Annotated in this window: 16 protein-coding genes; 15 read left to right on the top strand and 1 reads right to left on the bottom strand. The window is 54.6% G+C overall.

From position 1 onward, the window contains the following. Positions 1-34 precede the first annotated feature (34 nt). From U2W12_RS15725 to U2W12_RS15700, 6 genes are all read left to right on the top strand, one after another. Positions 35-1,336 (top strand): TolC family protein, encoded by a 1,302-nt coding sequence (locus tag U2W12_RS15725; RefSeq protein ID WP_326501645.1) that lies wholly within the window; start codon positions 35-37, stop codon positions 1,334-1,336. Then, the gene (locus U2W12_RS15720) at positions 1,333-2,490 is read left to right on the top strand and encodes an efflux RND transporter periplasmic adaptor subunit (protein WP_326501644.1); all 1,158 of its coding nucleotides are present in this window, start codon (positions 1,333-1,335) and stop codon (positions 2,488-2,490) included. Before U2W12_RS15725 ends, U2W12_RS15720 begins: the two co-directional genes overlap by 4 nt. Next, positions 2,490-5,549 carry a CusA/CzcA family heavy metal efflux RND transporter gene (locus U2W12_RS15715; protein ID WP_326501643.1) on the top strand — a complete coding sequence of 1,020 codons (3,060 nt, stop codon included), beginning with the start codon at positions 2,490-2,492 and terminating at the stop codon, positions 5,547-5,549. The genes U2W12_RS15720 and U2W12_RS15715 overlap by 1 nt, the downstream gene beginning before the upstream one ends. Further along, positions 5,546-5,851: a DUF3240 family protein gene (locus U2W12_RS15710; protein ID WP_326501642.1), complete on the top strand. Its 306-nt coding sequence runs from the start codon at positions 5,546-5,548 to the stop codon at positions 5,849-5,851. The genes U2W12_RS15715 and U2W12_RS15710 overlap by 4 nt, the downstream gene beginning before the upstream one ends. Positions 5,852-6,097: 246 nt before the next feature. Beyond that, positions 6,098-6,679, top strand: coding sequence for an HdeD family acid-resistance protein (locus U2W12_RS15705; RefSeq protein ID WP_326501641.1), 582 nt, complete (start codon positions 6,098-6,100; stop codon positions 6,677-6,679). A gap of 17 nt (positions 6,680-6,696) precedes the next feature. After that, positions 6,697-7,815 carry an alkene reductase gene (locus U2W12_RS15700; RefSeq protein ID WP_326501640.1) on the top strand — a complete coding sequence of 373 codons (1,119 nt, stop codon included), beginning with the start codon at positions 6,697-6,699 and terminating at the stop codon, positions 7,813-7,815. Positions 7,816-8,258: 443 nt separating this feature from the next. Here U2W12_RS15700 and U2W12_RS15695 read toward each other — a convergent pair whose 3' ends face one another. Further along, on the bottom strand, positions 8,259-8,732 hold the full coding sequence (locus U2W12_RS15695; protein WP_326501639.1) for a cyclic nucleotide-binding domain-containing protein: 474 nt from the start codon (positions 8,730-8,732) through the stop codon (positions 8,259-8,261). Positions 8,733-9,401: 669 nt separating this feature from the next. Here U2W12_RS15695 and U2W12_RS15690 point away from each other — a divergent pair. The 9 genes from U2W12_RS15690 to U2W12_RS15650 form a co-directional block, all read left to right on the top strand. Then, positions 9,402-9,641 carry a UPF0175 family protein gene (locus U2W12_RS15690; protein ID WP_326501638.1) on the top strand — a complete coding sequence of 80 codons (240 nt, stop codon included), beginning with the start codon at positions 9,402-9,404 and terminating at the stop codon, positions 9,639-9,641. 7 nt (positions 9,642-9,648) lie between these two features. Beyond that, positions 9,649-10,023, top strand: coding sequence for a DUF3368 domain-containing protein (locus U2W12_RS15685; protein WP_326501637.1), 375 nt, complete (start codon positions 9,649-9,651; stop codon positions 10,021-10,023). A gap of 129 nt (positions 10,024-10,152) precedes the next feature. Next, positions 10,153-10,623: a hypothetical protein gene (locus tag U2W12_RS15680; RefSeq protein ID WP_326501636.1), complete on the top strand. Its 471-nt coding sequence runs from the start codon at positions 10,153-10,155 to the stop codon at positions 10,621-10,623. 77 nt (positions 10,624-10,700) lie between these two features. After that, the gene (locus U2W12_RS15675; protein WP_326501635.1) at positions 10,701-12,107 is read left to right on the top strand and encodes a C13 family peptidase; all 1,407 of its coding nucleotides are present in this window, start codon (positions 10,701-10,703) and stop codon (positions 12,105-12,107) included. A gap of 281 nt (positions 12,108-12,388) precedes the next feature. Further along, on the top strand, positions 12,389-13,768 hold the full coding sequence (pabB, locus tag U2W12_RS15670) for an aminodeoxychorismate synthase component I (RefSeq protein ID WP_326501634.1): 1,380 nt from the start codon (positions 12,389-12,391) through the stop codon (positions 13,766-13,768). Further along, the gene (locus U2W12_RS15665; RefSeq protein ID WP_326501633.1) at positions 13,765-14,316 is read left to right on the top strand and encodes a uridylate kinase; all 552 of its coding nucleotides are present in this window, start codon (positions 13,765-13,767) and stop codon (positions 14,314-14,316) included. Before pabB ends, U2W12_RS15665 begins: the two co-directional genes overlap by 4 nt. Continuing rightward, entirely contained in the window at positions 14,309-15,004 is a 696-nt protein-coding gene (locus tag U2W12_RS15660) for a DUF2959 domain-containing protein (protein WP_326501632.1), read from the top strand. The genes U2W12_RS15665 and U2W12_RS15660 overlap by 8 nt, the downstream gene beginning before the upstream one ends. Before the next feature lie 297 nt (positions 15,005-15,301). Next, the gene (locus U2W12_RS15655; RefSeq protein WP_326501631.1) at positions 15,302-16,681 is read left to right on the top strand and encodes an L-serine ammonia-lyase; all 1,380 of its coding nucleotides are present in this window, start codon (positions 15,302-15,304) and stop codon (positions 16,679-16,681) included. 339 nt (positions 16,682-17,020) lie between these two features. After that, a partial coding sequence (locus tag U2W12_RS15650) for a DDE-type integrase/transposase/recombinase (RefSeq protein WP_326501630.1) occupies positions 17,021-17,507 on the top strand: 487 nt, incomplete at its 3' end.

Here is a 17,507-nt window from a genome sequence, read left to right as displayed (position 1 = left end):
GAGCGGCGCTGTCGCCGCATTAAGTATTATTATTATGACTGCATTGAATTTTCACCGCTGCGGCCGCGTCATCGCGGCGCTCTGCGCTTCGCTGCTGTCTTTTGCCGCACAGCCAGAAGACATCGACCGGCCACCGGAGTTATATCCGGATGTCAAACCGATCGTCGACCATCACGACCCGGTCGAAGCCGATGCCGCGTTGAATCTTGCCAAAGTTGTCGATATGACGATGGAAAAATTTCCCGACATCGTCTGGCTGGATGCGCAGGAAGCGGAAGCGGCGGCGATCTTGGAGCGCAGCAAAAGCTGGACTTCCGGCGCATCAAAAGCCGGACTGCGTTTCCAGGAAGCTACGAGCGGCACCCTACATTATGTAGACGCTGTCGTGGAGGTGCCGTTATGGAACTTCGGCCAGCGCGATGCAGAACGCAGTCTGGCCGACCGCGCCCAAGCAAGCGCAGGATCGCAATCCCAATCGACCAAGTTACGCGTGGCCGGTCTGGTTAGATCAGCGCTCTGGGATATGGCTTTGCAAAAAGTCCGCTATGATCAGGCTCAGGCAGAGGTTAGCAATTACGAACAGCTGTTTGCAAAGATTCAACGCCGCGTCGAATTGGGCGACCTGCCTCGCGCCGACGAATTGCTCGCGCAAACCGAATTGCTGCAAAAACGTGCCGCGCTGACACTGGTGGAAGCCGAACTGATGCATGCGCGGAAACGCTATACGAGCATCACGCAAACCACCAAAGTGCCCGTCGAGTTCAAAGAAAATCTGATCAGTCTCGATGAAATCGGGAAGAATCACCCAGCTCTGGCCGCGTTAAATGGCCAAATCGAACGAAAAAGAGCCGAGATTGAATCGCTGAAACTGATTGGTTCCGGTCAAACGAACCTGATAGTTGGCATCAACAGCGATAGGCCCAGCAACCATGATCCCCGCAGTAATAACACGGAAAGTTTCAATATCGCCGTAACGGTGCCTTTCGGCGGCAATGCGCACATCCAACCGCATATTGCTGCCGTCCAGGTGGAAACGGCCAAGTTGCAGTCCGAGTATCAACAACTCTATCGCAATCTCGAACTCGCGCATCACGAAGCGGAACACAACCTCGAAGTCAACAAGGAGGAATTGAAAATCGCCGAAGAAATGAAAAGAGTCGCCGAGGAACATATGGAAATGATGGAGATCAGCTTCTCGGTCGGCGAAATCAATCTGATGGACTTGTTAAGGGTCAAGGCAAGAACCCTGCAAGCCATCCTAAACGCGAAGGAGCGTTTGGTGATGCTTCAACGCGATATTGCACTTTATAATCAGGCTGTTGGAGTAATGCCATGAAAAAAATAATACTAAAACGCCGGATGATTGTTTTTATAAGCGCTTGCCTTGCGCCTTTCGTCATGTTGCATCCCTCTGCCGGTCTGGCGACTACCGCCAACGCTGAAATGCGCGTCACGATATCCACCGACCGCTTCAATAACTTAGGCGTGATTTTGGGTAAACTCGAGTCCGTCGCGCAAATTCCGATGCTGACCGCGCCAGCCAAAGTCATGGTGCCGTCGGCGCACGAATATCTGGTCAGCGCCTCGCAAGCGGGTTTAATTACCCAATTGAACGCCTCGATCGGCGACATGGTAAAGAAAGGCGCAGTGTTGGCGGAATTGAACAGCCCCGATTTGCTATCGATGCAGCGCCTGTATTTGAAAGCCGAAAACGAATTGCAGTTGGGATTGCTGTCTAACCAACGCGATAAAAAATTGTTTGAAGAAGGCGTGATCGCCGAGCGCCGCTGGCAGGAAACGCATAGTCAATACATCGCTTTCGCTTCCGAAGCCAACGAACACCGGCAGTTGCTTGAAATCGCCGGTATGACCGATGCGGAAATCAACCGTTTGAAAAGCACGCACCGGCTCAGCAGCAAACTGAATGTACTCTCCCCGATTTCGGGTACGGTGCTGGAACGAATGGGTGTCGCCGGATCGCGGGTGGATATGCTGGCGCCGTTATATCGCATCGCCGATCTGGACGTCCTTTGGCTCGAAATCAATATTCCTCAGGAACGCGCGGCCCAGGTCAAAATCGGCGACAATGTACAGCCCGAGAATACCGACCCTGCCGCCGAGAAAATTACCGCCAAAATCAGCCAACTGAGTCAGAACGTCAATCCGGAAAACCAGACTGTCACGGCTAGAGCGATCATTGACGGCAAACAATCGTCCATTCGTCCGGGACAGCGCATCACTATTCAGATCATGCAGGCCACCGCAACACCGGCCTTCAAAGTACCGAATGCGGCAATCGCGCAAAACGAGGGCAAATCGTATCTGTTTGTCCGCACGCAAGATGGCTTTCGGGTCACGCCGATTACGATTATCGGCAAACAGAATGAAGAATCGGTGATCAGCGGCGAATTGAGCGGAAACGAAGAGATCGCGATCAAAGGCGCGGTCGCACTGAAGGCGAACTGGCTTGGCCTCGGGAGCGGCGAATAATGGCCAGCCTGATTCAATTCGCACTAAGCCAGCGCATCCTGGTTCTATTATCGGTGCTGCTGCTCGCGGGCGCGGGTTACCATGCCTTCACGCATATTCCTATCGACGCCTTTCCCGAAGTCTCGCCGACGCAGGTCAAGGTGATCGTGAAGGCGCCGGGCATGACGCCCGAGGAAGTCGAGGCGCGCATCACCGCGCCGATCGAAATCGAACTGCTCGGCATCCCGCATCAGGTGATGCTGCGCTCGATCGCCAAATATGCGCTGACCGACATCACGGTCGATTTTACCGAAGGCACCGACATTTACTGGGCGCGCCAGCAGATCGCCGAACGCTTAAACGGACTCTGGGGCTCTCTGCCGTCGGGCGTCGAAGGGGGCATCGCGCCGATGACCACGCCGCTCGGCGAGATGTACATGTTTTCGATCGAAGGCGGCGATTTGAACTTGATGGAAAAGCGCGACCTGCTCGACTGGGTAATTCGCCCCGCACTCCGCACCGTGCCGGGAGTCGCGGACGTAAACTCGCTTGGCGGTATGGTCAGAAGCTTCGAAGTGATCCCGGACAACACCCGGATGACCGCACGCGGTATTTCGATCGACAAATTGACGCATGCGATCGAGGCGAATAACCGCAACGACGGCGCAGGGAGAATGGACGCCGGCGAGGAAGCCTTGATCGTGCGCGCCGAAGGCCGCATCAAAACGCTCGCCGATCTTAGCGGCATCGTGATCGATAACCTAAACGGCATTCCGGTCACGGTGGGCGATGTCGCCGACGTCAGAATCGGCGCTTTGACCCGCTACGGCGCGGTCAGTAAAAACGGCAAGGGCGAATCGGTCACCGGATTGGTACTGAGCCTGCGCGGCGCGAATGCCCGACAAACGATCTCAGGTATAGAAGACAAACTGGCCGAGATCCGTCCCGGCTTTCCGCCCGGCGTGGACGTGAAGGTATTTTATAATCGCGGCAATCTGGTCGACAAGGCCGTCGATACGGTGCTGCATGCGTTACTGGAAGCAATCGCGCTGGTCGTCATCCTGTTGATCGCGTTTTTGGGTAACCTCAGAGCGGCAGTCACCGTCGCCCTGGCCTTGCCGATGGCCGCGCTGTTCACGTTTATCTTGATGAATGCAATGGGTATGTCGGCAAACCTGATGAGCCTTGGCGGACTCGCGATCGCGATCGGCATGCTGGTCGATGCGGCGGTCGTGGTGGTCGAAAACATCATCACCCATCTCGCACACACCGAAAAAGCCCGGCGCTTGCCGCGTCTGCACGTGATCTACCGTGCCGCGCGCGAAGTCGCAGCGCCGGTGACCTCGGGCATCCTGATCATCATCATCGTGTTCCTGCCGCTGTTGACCTTGCAAGGGCTCGAAGGCAAATTGTTCACGCCGGTCGCATTGACCATCGTCTTCGCGCTGAGCGGCTCGCTGGTATTGTCATTATCGGCGATCCCGGTCGTCTCGTCATTCCTGCTCAAGCAGGTATCTCATGAAGAGCCGTGGCTGCCCCGGCAATTATTGAAACTATACCAACCCTTGCTGGCCTGGTGTCTCGATAATTACAAAAAGCTGTTCGGCGCGGCGGGCGGTTTATTGGTAGTGACCGTGATCGTCTTTACCCAGATCGGCAGCACTTTCATGCCGACGATGGACGAAGGCGACATCATCGTGCAGCTCGAAAAACTGCCATCGATTTCACTGGAACAATCGGTGGCTCTGGATGGGCAGGTACAGAAAAACTTGCTCAAACAAATTCCCGAGATCGGCACGATAGTCTCGCGCGTCGGCTCCGACGAACTCGGCCTGGACCCGATGGGCCTGAATGAAACCGACACATTCCTGGTGCTGAAGCCGAAAGCCGAATGGCGGATGCAAAGCAAGGACGAGCTGGTCGAGAAAATCCGCCAAGTGATGGCCGAAACGCCGGGCATCGCCTTCGGCTTTACCCAGCCGATCGAAATGCGCGTTTCCGAGATGCTGACCGGTACGCGCGGCGATGTGGCGGTCAAACTGTTCGGCAGCGACCTAACGGTACTCCGCGACAAGGCCGAGCAAATCGGCGATATCCTGCGCCATATCGACGGCTCATCCGATGTCTTCGTCAAACAAAACAGCGGCATGCAATTTCTGCAAGTGACCATTGACAAGGCGCGCGCGGGCCGTTTGGGCCTCGACAGCGATACGGTCGAAACGCTGCTGCGTTCGCAAATCGAAGGGCTGAAACTCGGTATTGTGCAGGAAGGCATCAAGCGCACGCCGTTGCTGCTGCGCGGCGCCAGCAATACCGCCACTTTCGACAACCTGCAGATCGCCCTGCCCGGCGGCGGCCATGTGCCGATCACCGGCATCGCCAAACTCGAAAAAGTCGAAGGCGTGGTCGCGATTGGCCGGGAAAAGGGCCAGCGCTTTACGGTCGTGCGCAGCAACGTGCAGAACCGCGACCTGGTCAGCTTCGTCGACGAAGCTCGGCAAAAGGTCAAGGAACAAGTCAAACTGCCGACCGGCTACACGGTCCAATTCGGCGGCCAGTTCGAAAACCAGCAGCGCGCGGCCGCGACCCTGTCGATCGTGGTTCCGGTGTCGTTGGGATTGATCTTCCTGCTGCTGTTTTCGACCTTCGGCTCGGTGCGCCAGGCCGTGTTGGTATTATCGAACATTCCGCTGGCGATGATCGGCGGCGTGTTCGGGCTGTGGATTTCCGGCGAATACCTGTCGGTGCCAGCCTCGGTCGGCTTCATCGCGCTGCTCGGCATCGCGGTGCTGAACGGCGTGGTGATGGTCAGCTATTTCAATCAGCTTCTGGACACCGGCATGGATCTCGCAAAGGTCGTCGTGATCGGCTCCGCCAGGCGTTTACGGCCAGTCCTGATGACCGCCAGCATCGCCGCGTTTGGCCTGATTCCGCTATTGTTCGCGACCGGCCCCGGCTCCGAAATCCAGCGCCCCTTGGCAATCGTCGTGATCGGCGGCCTCGTCTCGTCGACCTTTTTAACCCTCTTCCTGTTGCCGATCCTTTTCAAACTATTTGGCCGCACCCCGGAGCAAGCATGAGCGGAAAAGAATTTCTTGTCACCCTGAACGTGCCGACTAGCCTTGAAGAAGTGATCGTCGATTGTCTGTTGACCTTCGAATCCGAACACGGATTCAGCAGCTTCCCGGTATATGCTCACGACCACCGCAACGAAGGCCTATCGCTCGCCGAACAGGTCTCCGGCCGGCAGAAACGCCTGCGATTTCAGATGTATGTCGAGGAAGATGTTTTGACCGCTTTATTGGCGCGCCTGAGAGTGGAGTTTTCCGGCGCTGGGATTAGGTATTGGGTGCTGCCGGTAGTGGATAATGGCGTTATATGAGCAATGAGTTAATGTTCCTTATCAGGCTCCTGTTCAGTAGGCAATCCCCAGAAAATAAACGCTGATTACCGAGGATTTCACCCTCTGCGCAAGTTGTCGTGTTGTAAGTCCGGGTTGACAAAGAGGCGTTAAGCATTAATAGTCATACCAAGTCGCTTATTTTATTCATTGCATATAAATAAAGTATTGCATAAACCCGGCCGTGCAAGATTTCTGTTACATTGCCGATAATTTTAGGAGGGGAACATGAACAAAAGAGAAAACATCGATATTGAAATCAAACGCATGCAACAACAAATGCTGAATTATTTTCAAACGCATTGGAAGTTGTTTTTGGCGGAAGGCATTTTTTTTATCCTGCTTGGATTTTGTGCGGTCGTGATCCCTCAGTTCTTTACCGTGGCCATCGTTATCTTTTTGGGCTGGCTCCTTCTGTTTGGTGGCGCCGTTCACATCGGTCGAGCCCTACTATTTTCCGATATGCCCGGTTTTGGATCATGGCTATTCATGGGCATTTTGCAAGTTGTCGTGGGCTATTTGTTTATTGCTCAGCCAGCCAATGGCATCTTAACGTTAACGATGCTGATGGCGCTATTTTTTGGTTTTGAAGGCATTGCTAAAATTTCTTTGGCATTCATGATGCGTCCTTTGGCCAACTGGGGTTTAATTCTTTTCAGTGGCATGACGGCTTTGGTTTTTGCGCTGATCATCGCGATCAGTTGGTCTGAAACATCGCATTGGCTATTGGGTTTGTTCCTAGGGATTAATATGATTTTCCTGGGGGCGTCGCTGGTTAAAATCAGCCTGCATCACAAAGAAATTCATTAACTTCCGGAGCAATGAAGATGACTAAGACCTATCATGCCGACACCGACTTATTCGACTCCGTCACAATAGGCGCCTGGCAACTGGCTAACCGTATCGTGATGGCGCCGCTGACGCGGTGCCGGGTTAAGAACGATGGCATTCCCGGCGCTTTGCAAGCCACCTATTATGCGCAGCGCGCCAGCGCGGGTTTGATCATCAGCGAAGCCACCAATATCTCCCCGCAAGGGCGCGGTTATGCGTTCACGCCCGGTATCTTCAACGACGCACAAGTTGCCGGCTGGAAACAGGTCACCGATGCCGTGCATCAACAACACGGCAAAATCGTTTGTCAGCTTTGGCATGTCGGGCGTTTCTCGCACCCCTCCTTGCAACCCGACGGCGCATTGCCGGTCGCGCCTTCGGCAATTGCGCCGGAAGGCGAGACTTTTACCGAACAAGGCCTGCGCAAGGTACCCACGCCGCGAGCACTGGAAACCGGCGAAATGCCAGGCATCGTCGAGCAATATCGCCATGCCGCAGCATGCGCCAAACAAGCTGGTTTCGACGGGGTCGAAATACATGCCGCCAATTGCTATTTGCTCGATCAGTTCATCCGGGATTCCACTAACCGACGCACAGATCAATACGGCGGCAGCATCGAGAATCGGGCACGTCTGGTGCTGGAAGTCGTCGAAGCCGTGGTCGCGATCTGGGGCGATGGTAGTCGGGTCGGGATACGCTTGGCGCCGGTCACCCCGAACACTGGCAATACGCCGCTGGACAGCAACGTGATGGCCACTTACGGTTATTTGATAGAACAACTGAACCGCTTCAATCTGGCGTATTTACACTTCGTCGAAGGCGCGACCGGCATGTCGCGCGAAGTGCCGGAGGGTATCAGTCTTGAAAAATTGCGCGCACTGTTCCTGGGCCCTTACATGGCCAATAACGGCTACACGCTTGAGCTTGCGCTGGCCGCGCGTCGCAACGGCACAGCCGAACTGATCTGTTTTGGCCGTCCGTTTATCGCCAACCCGGACTTGGTGGAGAGACTGAAGAGCGGTGCCGCATTGACCGAAGCCCCGCGGGAAACCTGGTACGGAGGCGATGAACACGGCTACACCGATTGGCCGCTGCTTGATGCAAACGCCTCGTAGTTTAAGCTCGATTCAAGAACAATCCGATTGAGGATTCACTGCCATGAAATCACAAACAGGAGCGCCAGCATTTTTCGCGAAAGCTGAAATGGGATCCGTCCGATTTCAGTAGCGAAAAATTTGCTGGCGGTTAATGCCTTCGGCGGCCCGCGTTCGTCCTGTGTCCGCCACGACGCACGACTCCCCTCCGGGTTCGCCGTGGGCCATCCATGGGCTCCCACAATGACTTGACGCCGTGTCGGATGGCCTTGTATTTTGACTCCGCTTCCGCTCGCGCTCCAATTTCGTCAAAACACCCGCCCCCTACGGCTACGGGGGGAGGGGGACGTCGTACACCGCTCCACTACCGTTACGTTTCCTGTACTCGTTCAACGCAATTTTGAAAGCAGTATCGCTCTAGCCTGCGCTCTCTTTTGGTTACCTATGTAAAACGGCAACAGCCCCTAAGCAAACCCGGTCGGGTTCCATTCTTCCATCATCTTCTGGCGTGCCGCATTCAGACGCACCGACATCAATCCCGCAAATTTCTTTAACAATTCGTAACCGAATTTCGGATCTTGCTCGCAGCGTATCAGTATGGCGGCTCCGTCAAAGGCAAGCAATTCCGAATCCTCTTCCGCCCTGGTTTGAAAATGCCATTTATAGGGTAAAATCATCCAGGACCACCCCAGGACATCGTTCCTGCCCAAAGTCTCGATCTCCAGGGCCGGGCCCATGATCGCCGGAATCTGTATGGAGATGAAACCTTTTCTGATCACATAGAACTTGTCCGCTTTTTCGCCCTGGCGAAACAGGATCTCCCCCTTTTTAATCTCGCGAATGCTTGAGCACTCGCACAGGAATTTCAAAATGTCATCGTTTAATTCGGAAAAAAACTCGTGGGACGATAGATACTCGGCAGTTGATTGATTGCTCATTGTTTATTTTCAAAAATGAATGATTTGGATGGATAACGGAATTCTAACGTACCCTTATTGATTATGAAAGCCTGACAGGTAACTCTTCCCTGCCACCGATTTATCAGTCAACGCCGGACAACAAGAAACGGCCGTTTGCATACCTGACGCACCAAATTCAATTTCACCCGGAGTTGTGCAGAATTCCCGCATCCGTCATTGCCGACATATAGTCATTCCAGTCGGCTTCGAGAGAAAGCCGGTCTTGTCTTTTGCTAAAAATTGGCGGTGATCTTAACGCAAAAGGTCAGGGAAAATGCCTCGATTGACTGGACGATTAAAGAATGCGTCAGAGCCAAGCTACAAGTCATCGTGAAACGGACTTTGCGGCAATTCGGCTATCCTCCGGACATGGCATTGCTTGCCACGGAAAAAATTTGCTCAAGCAGGCGGAAATAGCGTAGTCAAACCGAGATAAGTGGCCAGCAGAAAATCCGTTTGCGTTACCTGGGTAGCGTAACCCATTGATTTATCGAATTACGATTGCAAACGAACCTCTTGCGAAGCACTTAATATCTGTATGTCTCATTTATTTTGAACCCATTCAAAGAACCCGCGCCCGAAAAACAAAGCATTATTGGAAAAAGCCGAATCCTATTGTTACTGTCATAGAAATTAAAGGAAAAACCCATGCAAATCGCCGTCAATTTACCGAGTGATTTTGTCGCGTTCCAATCCGCTGCCGACATCGAAAAAGACATGCGCTTTAGTTATTCCCTGTGTCTGTTCAAAAACAGCCGGGTGACACTGGCGAAAGCGGCCGAGTTGATGGGACTGAATATTTACGATTTCATGGCAGCCTGTAAACAGAACGAAGTGGCGGTGATCGATATCAGCAAGGAGGAATTGCAAGAAGAGCGGCCGGCATGAGATCGCTATGATTCTGGTGGCGGATTGTTCCGCGCTGATCGCGCTGGCGGTCTGCGATGGTTTGAGTTTGCTGGAACGGTTGTTTGATTCCGTTTTTGTGCCGGAAACCGTTTATAACGAAGCGGTCCAGCCCGATAAGAAACAAGCCCAAGTACTGAAAGCCTTTTTGCAAGGCAAGGTACGGCAGGTCGATTTGCAGTCTTATGTGTTTTTGGATGCGTTTGCCGACGCAGGCGAAACCGAGGCGATGCTGCTTTATAAACAACTGAACGCCGATAAGTTGTTGATCGATGATCGGTGCGGCCGCAAAGTCGCTAAGATCAACCGAATCAGTACCATTGGTTCGCTAGGCGTTCTGCTGGTCGCAAAAGAAACAGGTTAATTACGGAAATTGCGACGTTGCTGCATCAAATCCAACAATCGAATATCAACAAACAACACCATCTGGTTTACGAAGTTTTGGAATCAGATCGGGCGATTAAGGTCATATTTCGCCGCAGAGGAATCCACCATGAAACGCACAATTTCAGCTTCGATCATGCTCGCCATCGCCGGCTTCGTCTCTACTGCCTTTGCCCAACAAGACCAAGAAGCCAAGGCGATAGACGCCTATATTTCGAAGCAAGCACGGCAACAACGCGGCGAAGAGTATAAAGAGGCGCGGCAACGGATCGATGGCGACGTTAACCGCGATGGCGCGGCCGACGCGGTGGTTCTGTACACGATCGAGAGCCAGCAGGGAACGAATAATTTCGGGCAATACCTGGCTGTCTTCGCAAGGCGGCATGGCAGGCTGGTGCCGCTGGCGCACGCGGAGGTCGGCGGTAAATCGCTGCGCTCGGTAGAATTGGCCGCGGTCGATGGTAACGGCATCCGTCTCGATACGTTGACCAATGGCCCGGACGACGCCTCGTGCTGCCCGAGCATCAAAGGGACGACTCGGTATGTCGTCGTCGGTCGGTCACTCCGCGAGGAAAAATGATCGAATCGGCGGCGCGAGCGGTTAAAATAGATCGCAATGCATAAACCGCCGCCAACGGCCATTTTACCGATCTTCGTATGAATCCCTTGCCAATCTTATTGGCCAATCTGCAAAACGGCTTACGACTGGCGTTTTTCCGTCAATGCAAACTCGAAGGCTTTATTTGCAGCCACGACCAGTTTTTGCTGCTTCTGGGGCTCGATCTGCTGTTCGAAATCGGCTCCGGCTATTTATTGAATTTGCCGGCGCCGACGTTTCAGATATATGCATTGCCGGTCTATACCTTCGATCTGGCCTGTTTTTTGATCGCGATTTATTTGGTCGCGAAGATCATCCGGCGTGAGAACGCGGTGTTGCAGATCGCTGTCGTGATATACAGCCTGGCGCCGGTGCTGATCGTTTTGCAGACACTGTCGCGCTATTTGAATGAGCATGAGTTTGCCGGCTGGCCGGACCTCGGGCTGTGGGTTGGGGGGACGGCTGCCGTTTATCTTCTGGTGTTGCTCGGGCGAGGATTGTATCTGGTCTGCGACCGGCTGCCGACCACCGCGATCAGCGTGGTGCTGGTGCTCTTGTCCATCGATCCCGCCGAATGGTGGTTTGCCGATTACCGCGATTTTTGGTATCCGCCCGACGAACAGGATTCGGAAAGAAGCGACTCCTATGTAAAGTATAAGGACCTGGACGCCGAAGCGCTGCTGTACCGGCAGCCGGCATTGCTTGGCGAGGCGCTGAACCGGCTGCGGCCCGAGCGTAAAAAACATGTCGACCTGTTTTATGTCGGCTTTGCGGGCTTCGCGACCGAGGACGTGTTTTCGATCGAGGTCGATTACATCAAACGCCTGTTCGATCAACGTTTCGACACCGCAGGGCATTCCTTGAATCTGGTCAACCATCTCGACACGCTCGCGGATACGCCGCTGGCTACCACTACCAATCTTGAAGTCGCCTTGAAAGGGATCGGCAAGATCATGAACCGCGATGAAGACGTGCTGTTCCTGTACCTGACCAGCCACGGCAGCAGCGATCATACGCTCTCGGTCGAATTCTGGCCGCTGCCGTTGCACGACCTGACGCCCGAACGGTTGAAGGCGATGCTCGATCGGGCCGGCATCAAATGGCGGGTGATCGTGGTGTCGGCCTGTTATTCCGGCGGCTTTGTCGATGCGCTGAAAGGGCCGAACACGCTAGTCGCGACCGCCGCGGCCGCCGACCGCACCTCGTTCGGCTGCGGTTCCGAATCGGATTTCACCTATTTCGGCGAAGCGGTGTTCAAGGAGCAGTTGCAGAATCGGTTTTCGTTGATTTCGGCGTTCAGGGACGCGGCGGTTTCGATCGCCAAGCGCGAGCAGCATGAGCAACTGGAAGCGTCCAAACCCCAATTGTCGGTCGGTCCATCGATAGCGCCGCATCTTGCCGCGCTCGAAAAATCGCTAACACAGCTGCAATGCGGAGCCGAGCGGGACAAGGCGAAGGCGTGCTGAATGCGCGAACCGGCGTCGAGCATTGTGCCAAACAATGTTACAATAGCCGCCATTCACGACACGCGATCGTCCGCTTTCATCATACCGCTTGCGCTTTGCCGCCAATTCAAGCCTCTTTGCCGACACTTCTGATTCCAAAATTTGCGGTTGCGTTGCAGGAGGCACTGAACCCTCGATGCCATCAGATCAGAAACATTCATCAAACCTTGCGTTATATTGCATAATGAGCCCGATTCCAGCTCAATCCAACTGCGTTAGCCTTAACAGAGCCAGCCGCCTCAATGCTTCAAGCTAATTTGCGCAAGGATTCCTTGCCGTATTTCGCGGACAGTGCCGCATTATTTTCGCTGATCGCCGGAAAGCCCTGGTCGGTCTTTTTGGATAGCGGTTATCCGGCTTGTGCTTTGGATCGCTACGATATTCTGGTGGCTGAACCGATATGCACATTAGTCACGCGCGGAGGCATCACAGAAATTACCCGTGACGGCCACAGCGTCCAATCGCCGGCCGATCCGTTTGAGCTGGTCAAGCATGAACTGGGTAAAATCCAGCAGTCAAAAAATGAGTTACCGTTCAAAGGTGGAGCAATCGGCTATTTCGCGTACGATCTGGCCAGACGGCTCGAGCATCTGGATTCGATTGCGGCCGATCTGGAGCACATCCCGGAAATGGCCGTCGGCATCTACGAATGGGCGGTCGTCGTCGATCATCGCAAGCAAAAAAGCTATCTGGCCGGCATCGCGCACGATCCGGAATATTGGCAGAAGCTGATCGATCAGTTCAGCGTGTTGCCGAATCCGCGTGCGGAAGCACCGTTCCGGGTACTTGGCGAGATCAAGACCAACATGGACAAGACCGGTTATTTCCGGGCTTTCGATCGAATCAAACATTACCTGGCCGAAGGCGATTGCTATCAAATCAATCTATCGCAACGGTTTTCGGCGCCGTGCGCGGGCGCTCCGTGGACGGCTTATCGTAAATTGCGCGAACTGAATGCCGCGCCGTTTAGCGCCTATCTGAATCTGCCAGACGTGCAGGTGTTGAGTTCCTCGCCCGAATGCTTTTTACGGTTGATCAATGGCAAGGTCACCACTAAACCGATTAAGGGAACGCGGCCGCGCAAGGCGGACCCGAACGAAGATCTTCTGCAAATGGACGTTTTGCGCAACAGCCCGAAGGACCGTGCGGAAAATTTGATGATCGTGGATTTGCTGCGTAACGACATCGGCAAGACCTGCAAGCAGGGTTCGGTCAAGGTGCCGAAAATTTTTGCGGTCGAATCTTATGCAACCGTGCATCATCTGGTCAGCACGATTACTGGATTGTTAGCGGACGGCAAACATGCGCTTGATTTGTTGAAACATTGTTTTCCTGGCGGCTCGATTACCGGCGCTCCGAAAATTCGTGCAATGGAAATCATCGAAGAACTCGAACCCTGCCGGCGCGGCGTCTATTGCGGCTCGATCGGCTATATCGGTTTCGACGGCAACATGGACAGCAATATCGTGATCCGGACGCTCGTGCATTCGAACGGCGAGATCCGCTTCTGGGCCGGCGGCGGCATCGTGAACGATTCGGTTGCCGAAGAGGAATATCAGGAGTGTTTCGACAAGGCGGCGGCCTTACTCGATCTGCTCAGGCAGTTTACGGCCACACGATGATCGTGCTGAAGCTCGGCGGCAGTCTCGCGGCGGCCGGCACCTTGGCGAACTGTCTCGATTCGATCGAGCGGAAATTCGCGGGCAGTGCGGTCGTCGTGGTTCCGGGCGGCGGGCTGTTTGCGGATCAGGTCAGACTCGCGCAGCGGCAATGGCGGTTCGACGATGTGACCGCGCATCGGATGGCGCTGTTGGCGATGCAGCAGATGGCGCTATTGTTCAACGGATTGAAACCGCATTGGCCGATTGTCCGGCGAGTTGCCGATCTGCAAAACCTGCCGTCAATCCGGATTTGGTCGCCGGACCCGAATGAACTCGATCGGGCCGGCGTCGCCGCCAGTTGGGACATCACTTCCGACAGCCTTGCGGCCTGGCTTGCGGGTCAGGTATCGGCCGGCGAATTAATTTTGGTAAAATCTGCCGCGATAGAGGGGAGTGAAGGTCTGTCGGAACTGACGGCGCGGCAGATTCTCGATAAGGCGTTTTGCGATTACTCAGCGGAAGCGCGTTATAAAATTACAATAATTAATCAACACACATTGAATGGCTGAACCAAACAAAACGGAGAGCGGCGATCTGGTGACTTATGCCTTGTCGTTTATCCGGCGCTTATTTGTAAAACAAATCAAATCTGTTTATTACAATGCCAGGGAATCGATCGGCGGCGATCACAAACGATCGATCGTGGTGCACCAAGTCGAACAGGCCTGCGTCAATCTGCAGGAAACCCGCAACGAATTCGAGGATGCGTTGCAGCGCTTCAAGATGCTGGTCAACGTGAACGATGCGGCGCTCGAACACCGCTATCATCAGCTGAACCGCAAATACCTGTTCTGCAAATCGAAGTCCGAAGCGGTCAGCGCGCGTATCCGGGCGATCGAGGAAGTTAGCGAGGCGCTGTTTGCCGAATGGGACAAGGAGCTGGACGAATACAGCAACCGTGCACTGAAAAATCACAGTAAGCAGCAGCTCAAGCTGGCCCGGCAGAATTATGCCCGGCTTATCAAGGCGCTGCGCATGGCCGAAGCGAAGATCCAGCCGGTGCTGTCCGCGTTCAAGGATCAGGTGCTGTATCTTAAACATAATCTGAACGCGCAGGCGATCGCCGCGCTGCAACATGAATTCATCGAAATCGGCATCGACATCGCGCAATTGATCCAGGCGATGGAAAAAACGATTGCCGAAGCCAGCAGTTTTGTGGCGGTGCTGTCTGACCGGAAAGCGTTGCCGAGCCCGTAAGTTGATGGCGGAAGGCTTTTGCCTTCTTTCTTGCCGTTAGTTGAGCGGAGCCGAAGCGGCGGGCTGCCCCGTCCACAGAGTTTTCGTGGTGCTCAAAAATAATGGCACCGATAAAACGTTTGGGACGGAGTTTCAAACCCCATCCCGCCCAGATTTTTGATGGGAACTCGCCGGCGCGGCTTGGTCTAAGATTCAATATATTCTCTACAATGGCATGATCATTGCCTTTACATTTGTAGAATTCACACTTCAGTTTATTGAATCCCTTCTCTTTATTGCAGCATTCAGAGGGCAATCATGGCGATTAGCGTCTTCGATATCTTTAAAATCGGAATCGGCCCTTCCAGTTCGCATACGGTCGGACCGATGCGGGCGGCGATGACCTTCGCGAATAAGCTGGAGCAGCAAGGCATCATCGACAAAGTCGATCGTCTCCAGGTTGAGTTGTTCGGCTCTCTCGGCGCGACCGGCAAGGGGCACGGCACCGATAAGGCGGTGCTGCTCGGTCTGGAGGGCGAGGCGCCCGATCTGATCGATACCGCGATCATTCCGGAACGGCTGGCGGCGATCCGGGAGATCGGAGCCATTCGACTGTTGCGGCGCTATCCGGTGCGTTTCGACGAGAAGGCCGATTTGCTGTTTCACCGCAAGGCCTTGCCTTATCATTCCAACGGTATGCGCTTCAACGTTTTCGACGCAACCGGAAGGGAACTGCTGCAAACCGATTATTACTCGGTTGGCGGCGGCTTCGTGGTGACCGGCGCGGATGCGGCAGTTGACAGGTTGACCCATGACGACACCCGTCTGCCATACCCGTTCAGAACCGGCGATGCGCTGTTAAAGCTTTGCGCGGCGCATGACATGCCGATCAGCGCGTTGATGATGAGCAACGAAAAGGCCTGGCTGAACGAGGAGCAAATTCGTCAAAACCTACTGAACATCTGGCGGGTGATGCAGTCCTGCGTCGAGCGTGGCATGCATGAAGAAGGCACCTTGCCGGGCGGCATGAAGGTGAAGCGCCGGGCCGCGAATCTTTACCGGCAATTGATCGGCGAAATCCCCCGGCAGACGCCGGGCGTGCCGGTCGGAACGCTGGACTGGGTCAATCTGTTCGCGCTGGCCGTCAGCGAGGAAAACGCCGCCGGCGGACGTGTCGTGACCGCGCCGACCAACGGTGCGGCAGGCATTATCCCGGCGGTACTGCATTATTACTGGCGGTTTTGCGAAGGCGCGAACGAAGGCGGCGTAATCCGCTTTTTGCTGACCGCGGCCGCGATCGCGATTTTATACAAGGAGAATGCGTCGCTGTCCGGGGCCGAAGTCGGCTGCCAGGGCGAGGTGGGGGTGGCCTGTTCGATGGCCGCCGGTGCCTTGGCGGAAGTGCTGGGCGGCACGCCGGAGCAGGTCGAAAATGCGGCCGAAATCGGCATGGAGCATAATCTGGGCCTGACCTGCGATCCGGTTGGCGGCCTTGTGCAGGTACCCTGCATCGAGCGCAATGCGATGGGGTCGGTCAAGGCGATAAACGCCGCGCGGATTGCATTGCGCGGTGACGGCACACATTTCGTGTCGCTGGATAAGGTCATCAAGACGATGCGCGAAACTGGCGCCGATATGAAAACCAAATACAAAGAAACCTCGCGTGGAGGTTTGGCGGTGAATTTGATCGAATGTTGAAAGCCTGCGTTGGCAGAGGTGGCGCCGAAGAATTGAACAGACGGTTAAGTGGAATTCTTGTTACTTTAACATGTCCAGAAGGACGTTAGTGCTCTTAACAAGACGGGATTGCTAAGCGCAAAGCGATGATAGACCATCACTCGATACTTTCGTTCGTCGTCAAGCAGACTCACTCAATAGCATTTGAGGGAGCGTCTATTATTTGCCCAAGCCCGTTTCGGACCGTAATTTGGGCGTGATACCGAAAGGGCTCAAGTGCGTCAATTGGATGACTGTATTGAAACACCCGTTAATGGGTGCCAGACTGTTACCAGATTAATGGCATGCGCAAGGCATCGTGTGGCGACTCGCAAGTATGTCGAAACCCTGAGCCCTGAGCCCACAGTACACAAGTGCAATGGATGGGTATTGAGGCGTTGTATCGCAAGCCCCACCCGTAAGAAGCGGACGGGACGTGAAATCTATCATTACTTGTTGTTCGGCATGACGACCCATCGCGCCAATCAGGTCTGGACTCTGGATACGCCCCCTACTCGTCTCACCAAAGGTTTCGCTTACCTGACGGCGGTGGTGGATTGGGCCTGTCGCAAAGTCTTGGCGGCCGAATTGGCGATTACCCTCGAAGCCTGTCATGTTGTCGATCTCCTTGAGGAAACGTTCAGACGGTACGGCACACCCGAGATCGTCAACACGGACCAGGGTAGTCGCCAAGTAAATATCCCCCGGCAAAGCCGGGGGCTTTATGTTGTGAACCGCTCAAAGCGGTACGTGGGGTCGCTAACGCGGCCCCAGTTCAATAGCCGCCTAAAGGCGGCTTTCAGTTCCA

The sequence above is a fragment of the Methylomicrobium sp. Wu6 genome, from assembly GCF_035916875.1.
Classification (GTDB): domain Bacteria; phylum Pseudomonadota; class Gammaproteobacteria; order Methylococcales; family Methylomonadaceae; genus Methylomicrobium.
The sequence above is the reverse complement of the archived record's forward strand: the minus strand, read 5'-3'. Positions and strand labels throughout refer to the sequence as shown.

Bases quoted from the DNA above. Each gene is read 5' to 3' on its own strand.
- U2W12_RS15725 (WP_326501645.1), top strand. From the start codon at position 35: ATGACTGCATTGAATTTTCACCGCTGCGGCCGCGTCATCGCGGCGCTC.
- U2W12_RS15720 (WP_326501644.1), top strand. From the start codon at position 1,333: ATGAAAAAAATAATACTAAAACGCCGGATGATTGTTTTTATAAGCGCT.
- U2W12_RS15715 (WP_326501643.1), top strand. From the start codon at position 2,490: ATGGCCAGCCTGATTCAATTCGCACTAAGCCAGCGCATCCTGGTTCTA.
- U2W12_RS15710 (WP_326501642.1), top strand. From the start codon at position 5,546: ATGAGCGGAAAAGAATTTCTTGTCACCCTGAACGTGCCGACTAGCCTT.
- U2W12_RS15705 (WP_326501641.1), top strand. From the start codon at position 6,098: ATGAACAAAAGAGAAAACATCGATATTGAAATCAAACGCATGCAACAA.
- U2W12_RS15700 (WP_326501640.1), top strand. From the start codon at position 6,697: ATGACTAAGACCTATCATGCCGACACCGACTTATTCGACTCCGTCACA.
- U2W12_RS15695 (WP_326501639.1), bottom strand. From the start codon at position 8,732: ATGAGCAATCAATCAACTGCCGAGTATCTATCGTCCCACGAGTTTTTT.
- U2W12_RS15690 (WP_326501638.1), top strand. From the start codon at position 9,402: ATGCAAATCGCCGTCAATTTACCGAGTGATTTTGTCGCGTTCCAATCC.
- U2W12_RS15685 (WP_326501637.1), top strand. From the start codon at position 9,649: ATGATTCTGGTGGCGGATTGTTCCGCGCTGATCGCGCTGGCGGTCTGC.
- U2W12_RS15680 (WP_326501636.1), top strand. From the start codon at position 10,153: ATGAAACGCACAATTTCAGCTTCGATCATGCTCGCCATCGCCGGCTTC.
- U2W12_RS15675 (WP_326501635.1), top strand. From the start codon at position 10,701: ATGAATCCCTTGCCAATCTTATTGGCCAATCTGCAAAACGGCTTACGA.
- pabB (WP_326501634.1), top strand. From the start codon at position 12,389: ATGCTTCAAGCTAATTTGCGCAAGGATTCCTTGCCGTATTTCGCGGAC.
- U2W12_RS15665 (WP_326501633.1), top strand. From the start codon at position 13,765: ATGATCGTGCTGAAGCTCGGCGGCAGTCTCGCGGCGGCCGGCACCTTG.
- U2W12_RS15660 (WP_326501632.1), top strand. From the start codon at position 14,309: ATGGCTGAACCAAACAAAACGGAGAGCGGCGATCTGGTGACTTATGCC.
- U2W12_RS15655 (WP_326501631.1), top strand. From the start codon at position 15,302: ATGGCGATTAGCGTCTTCGATATCTTTAAAATCGGAATCGGCCCTTCC.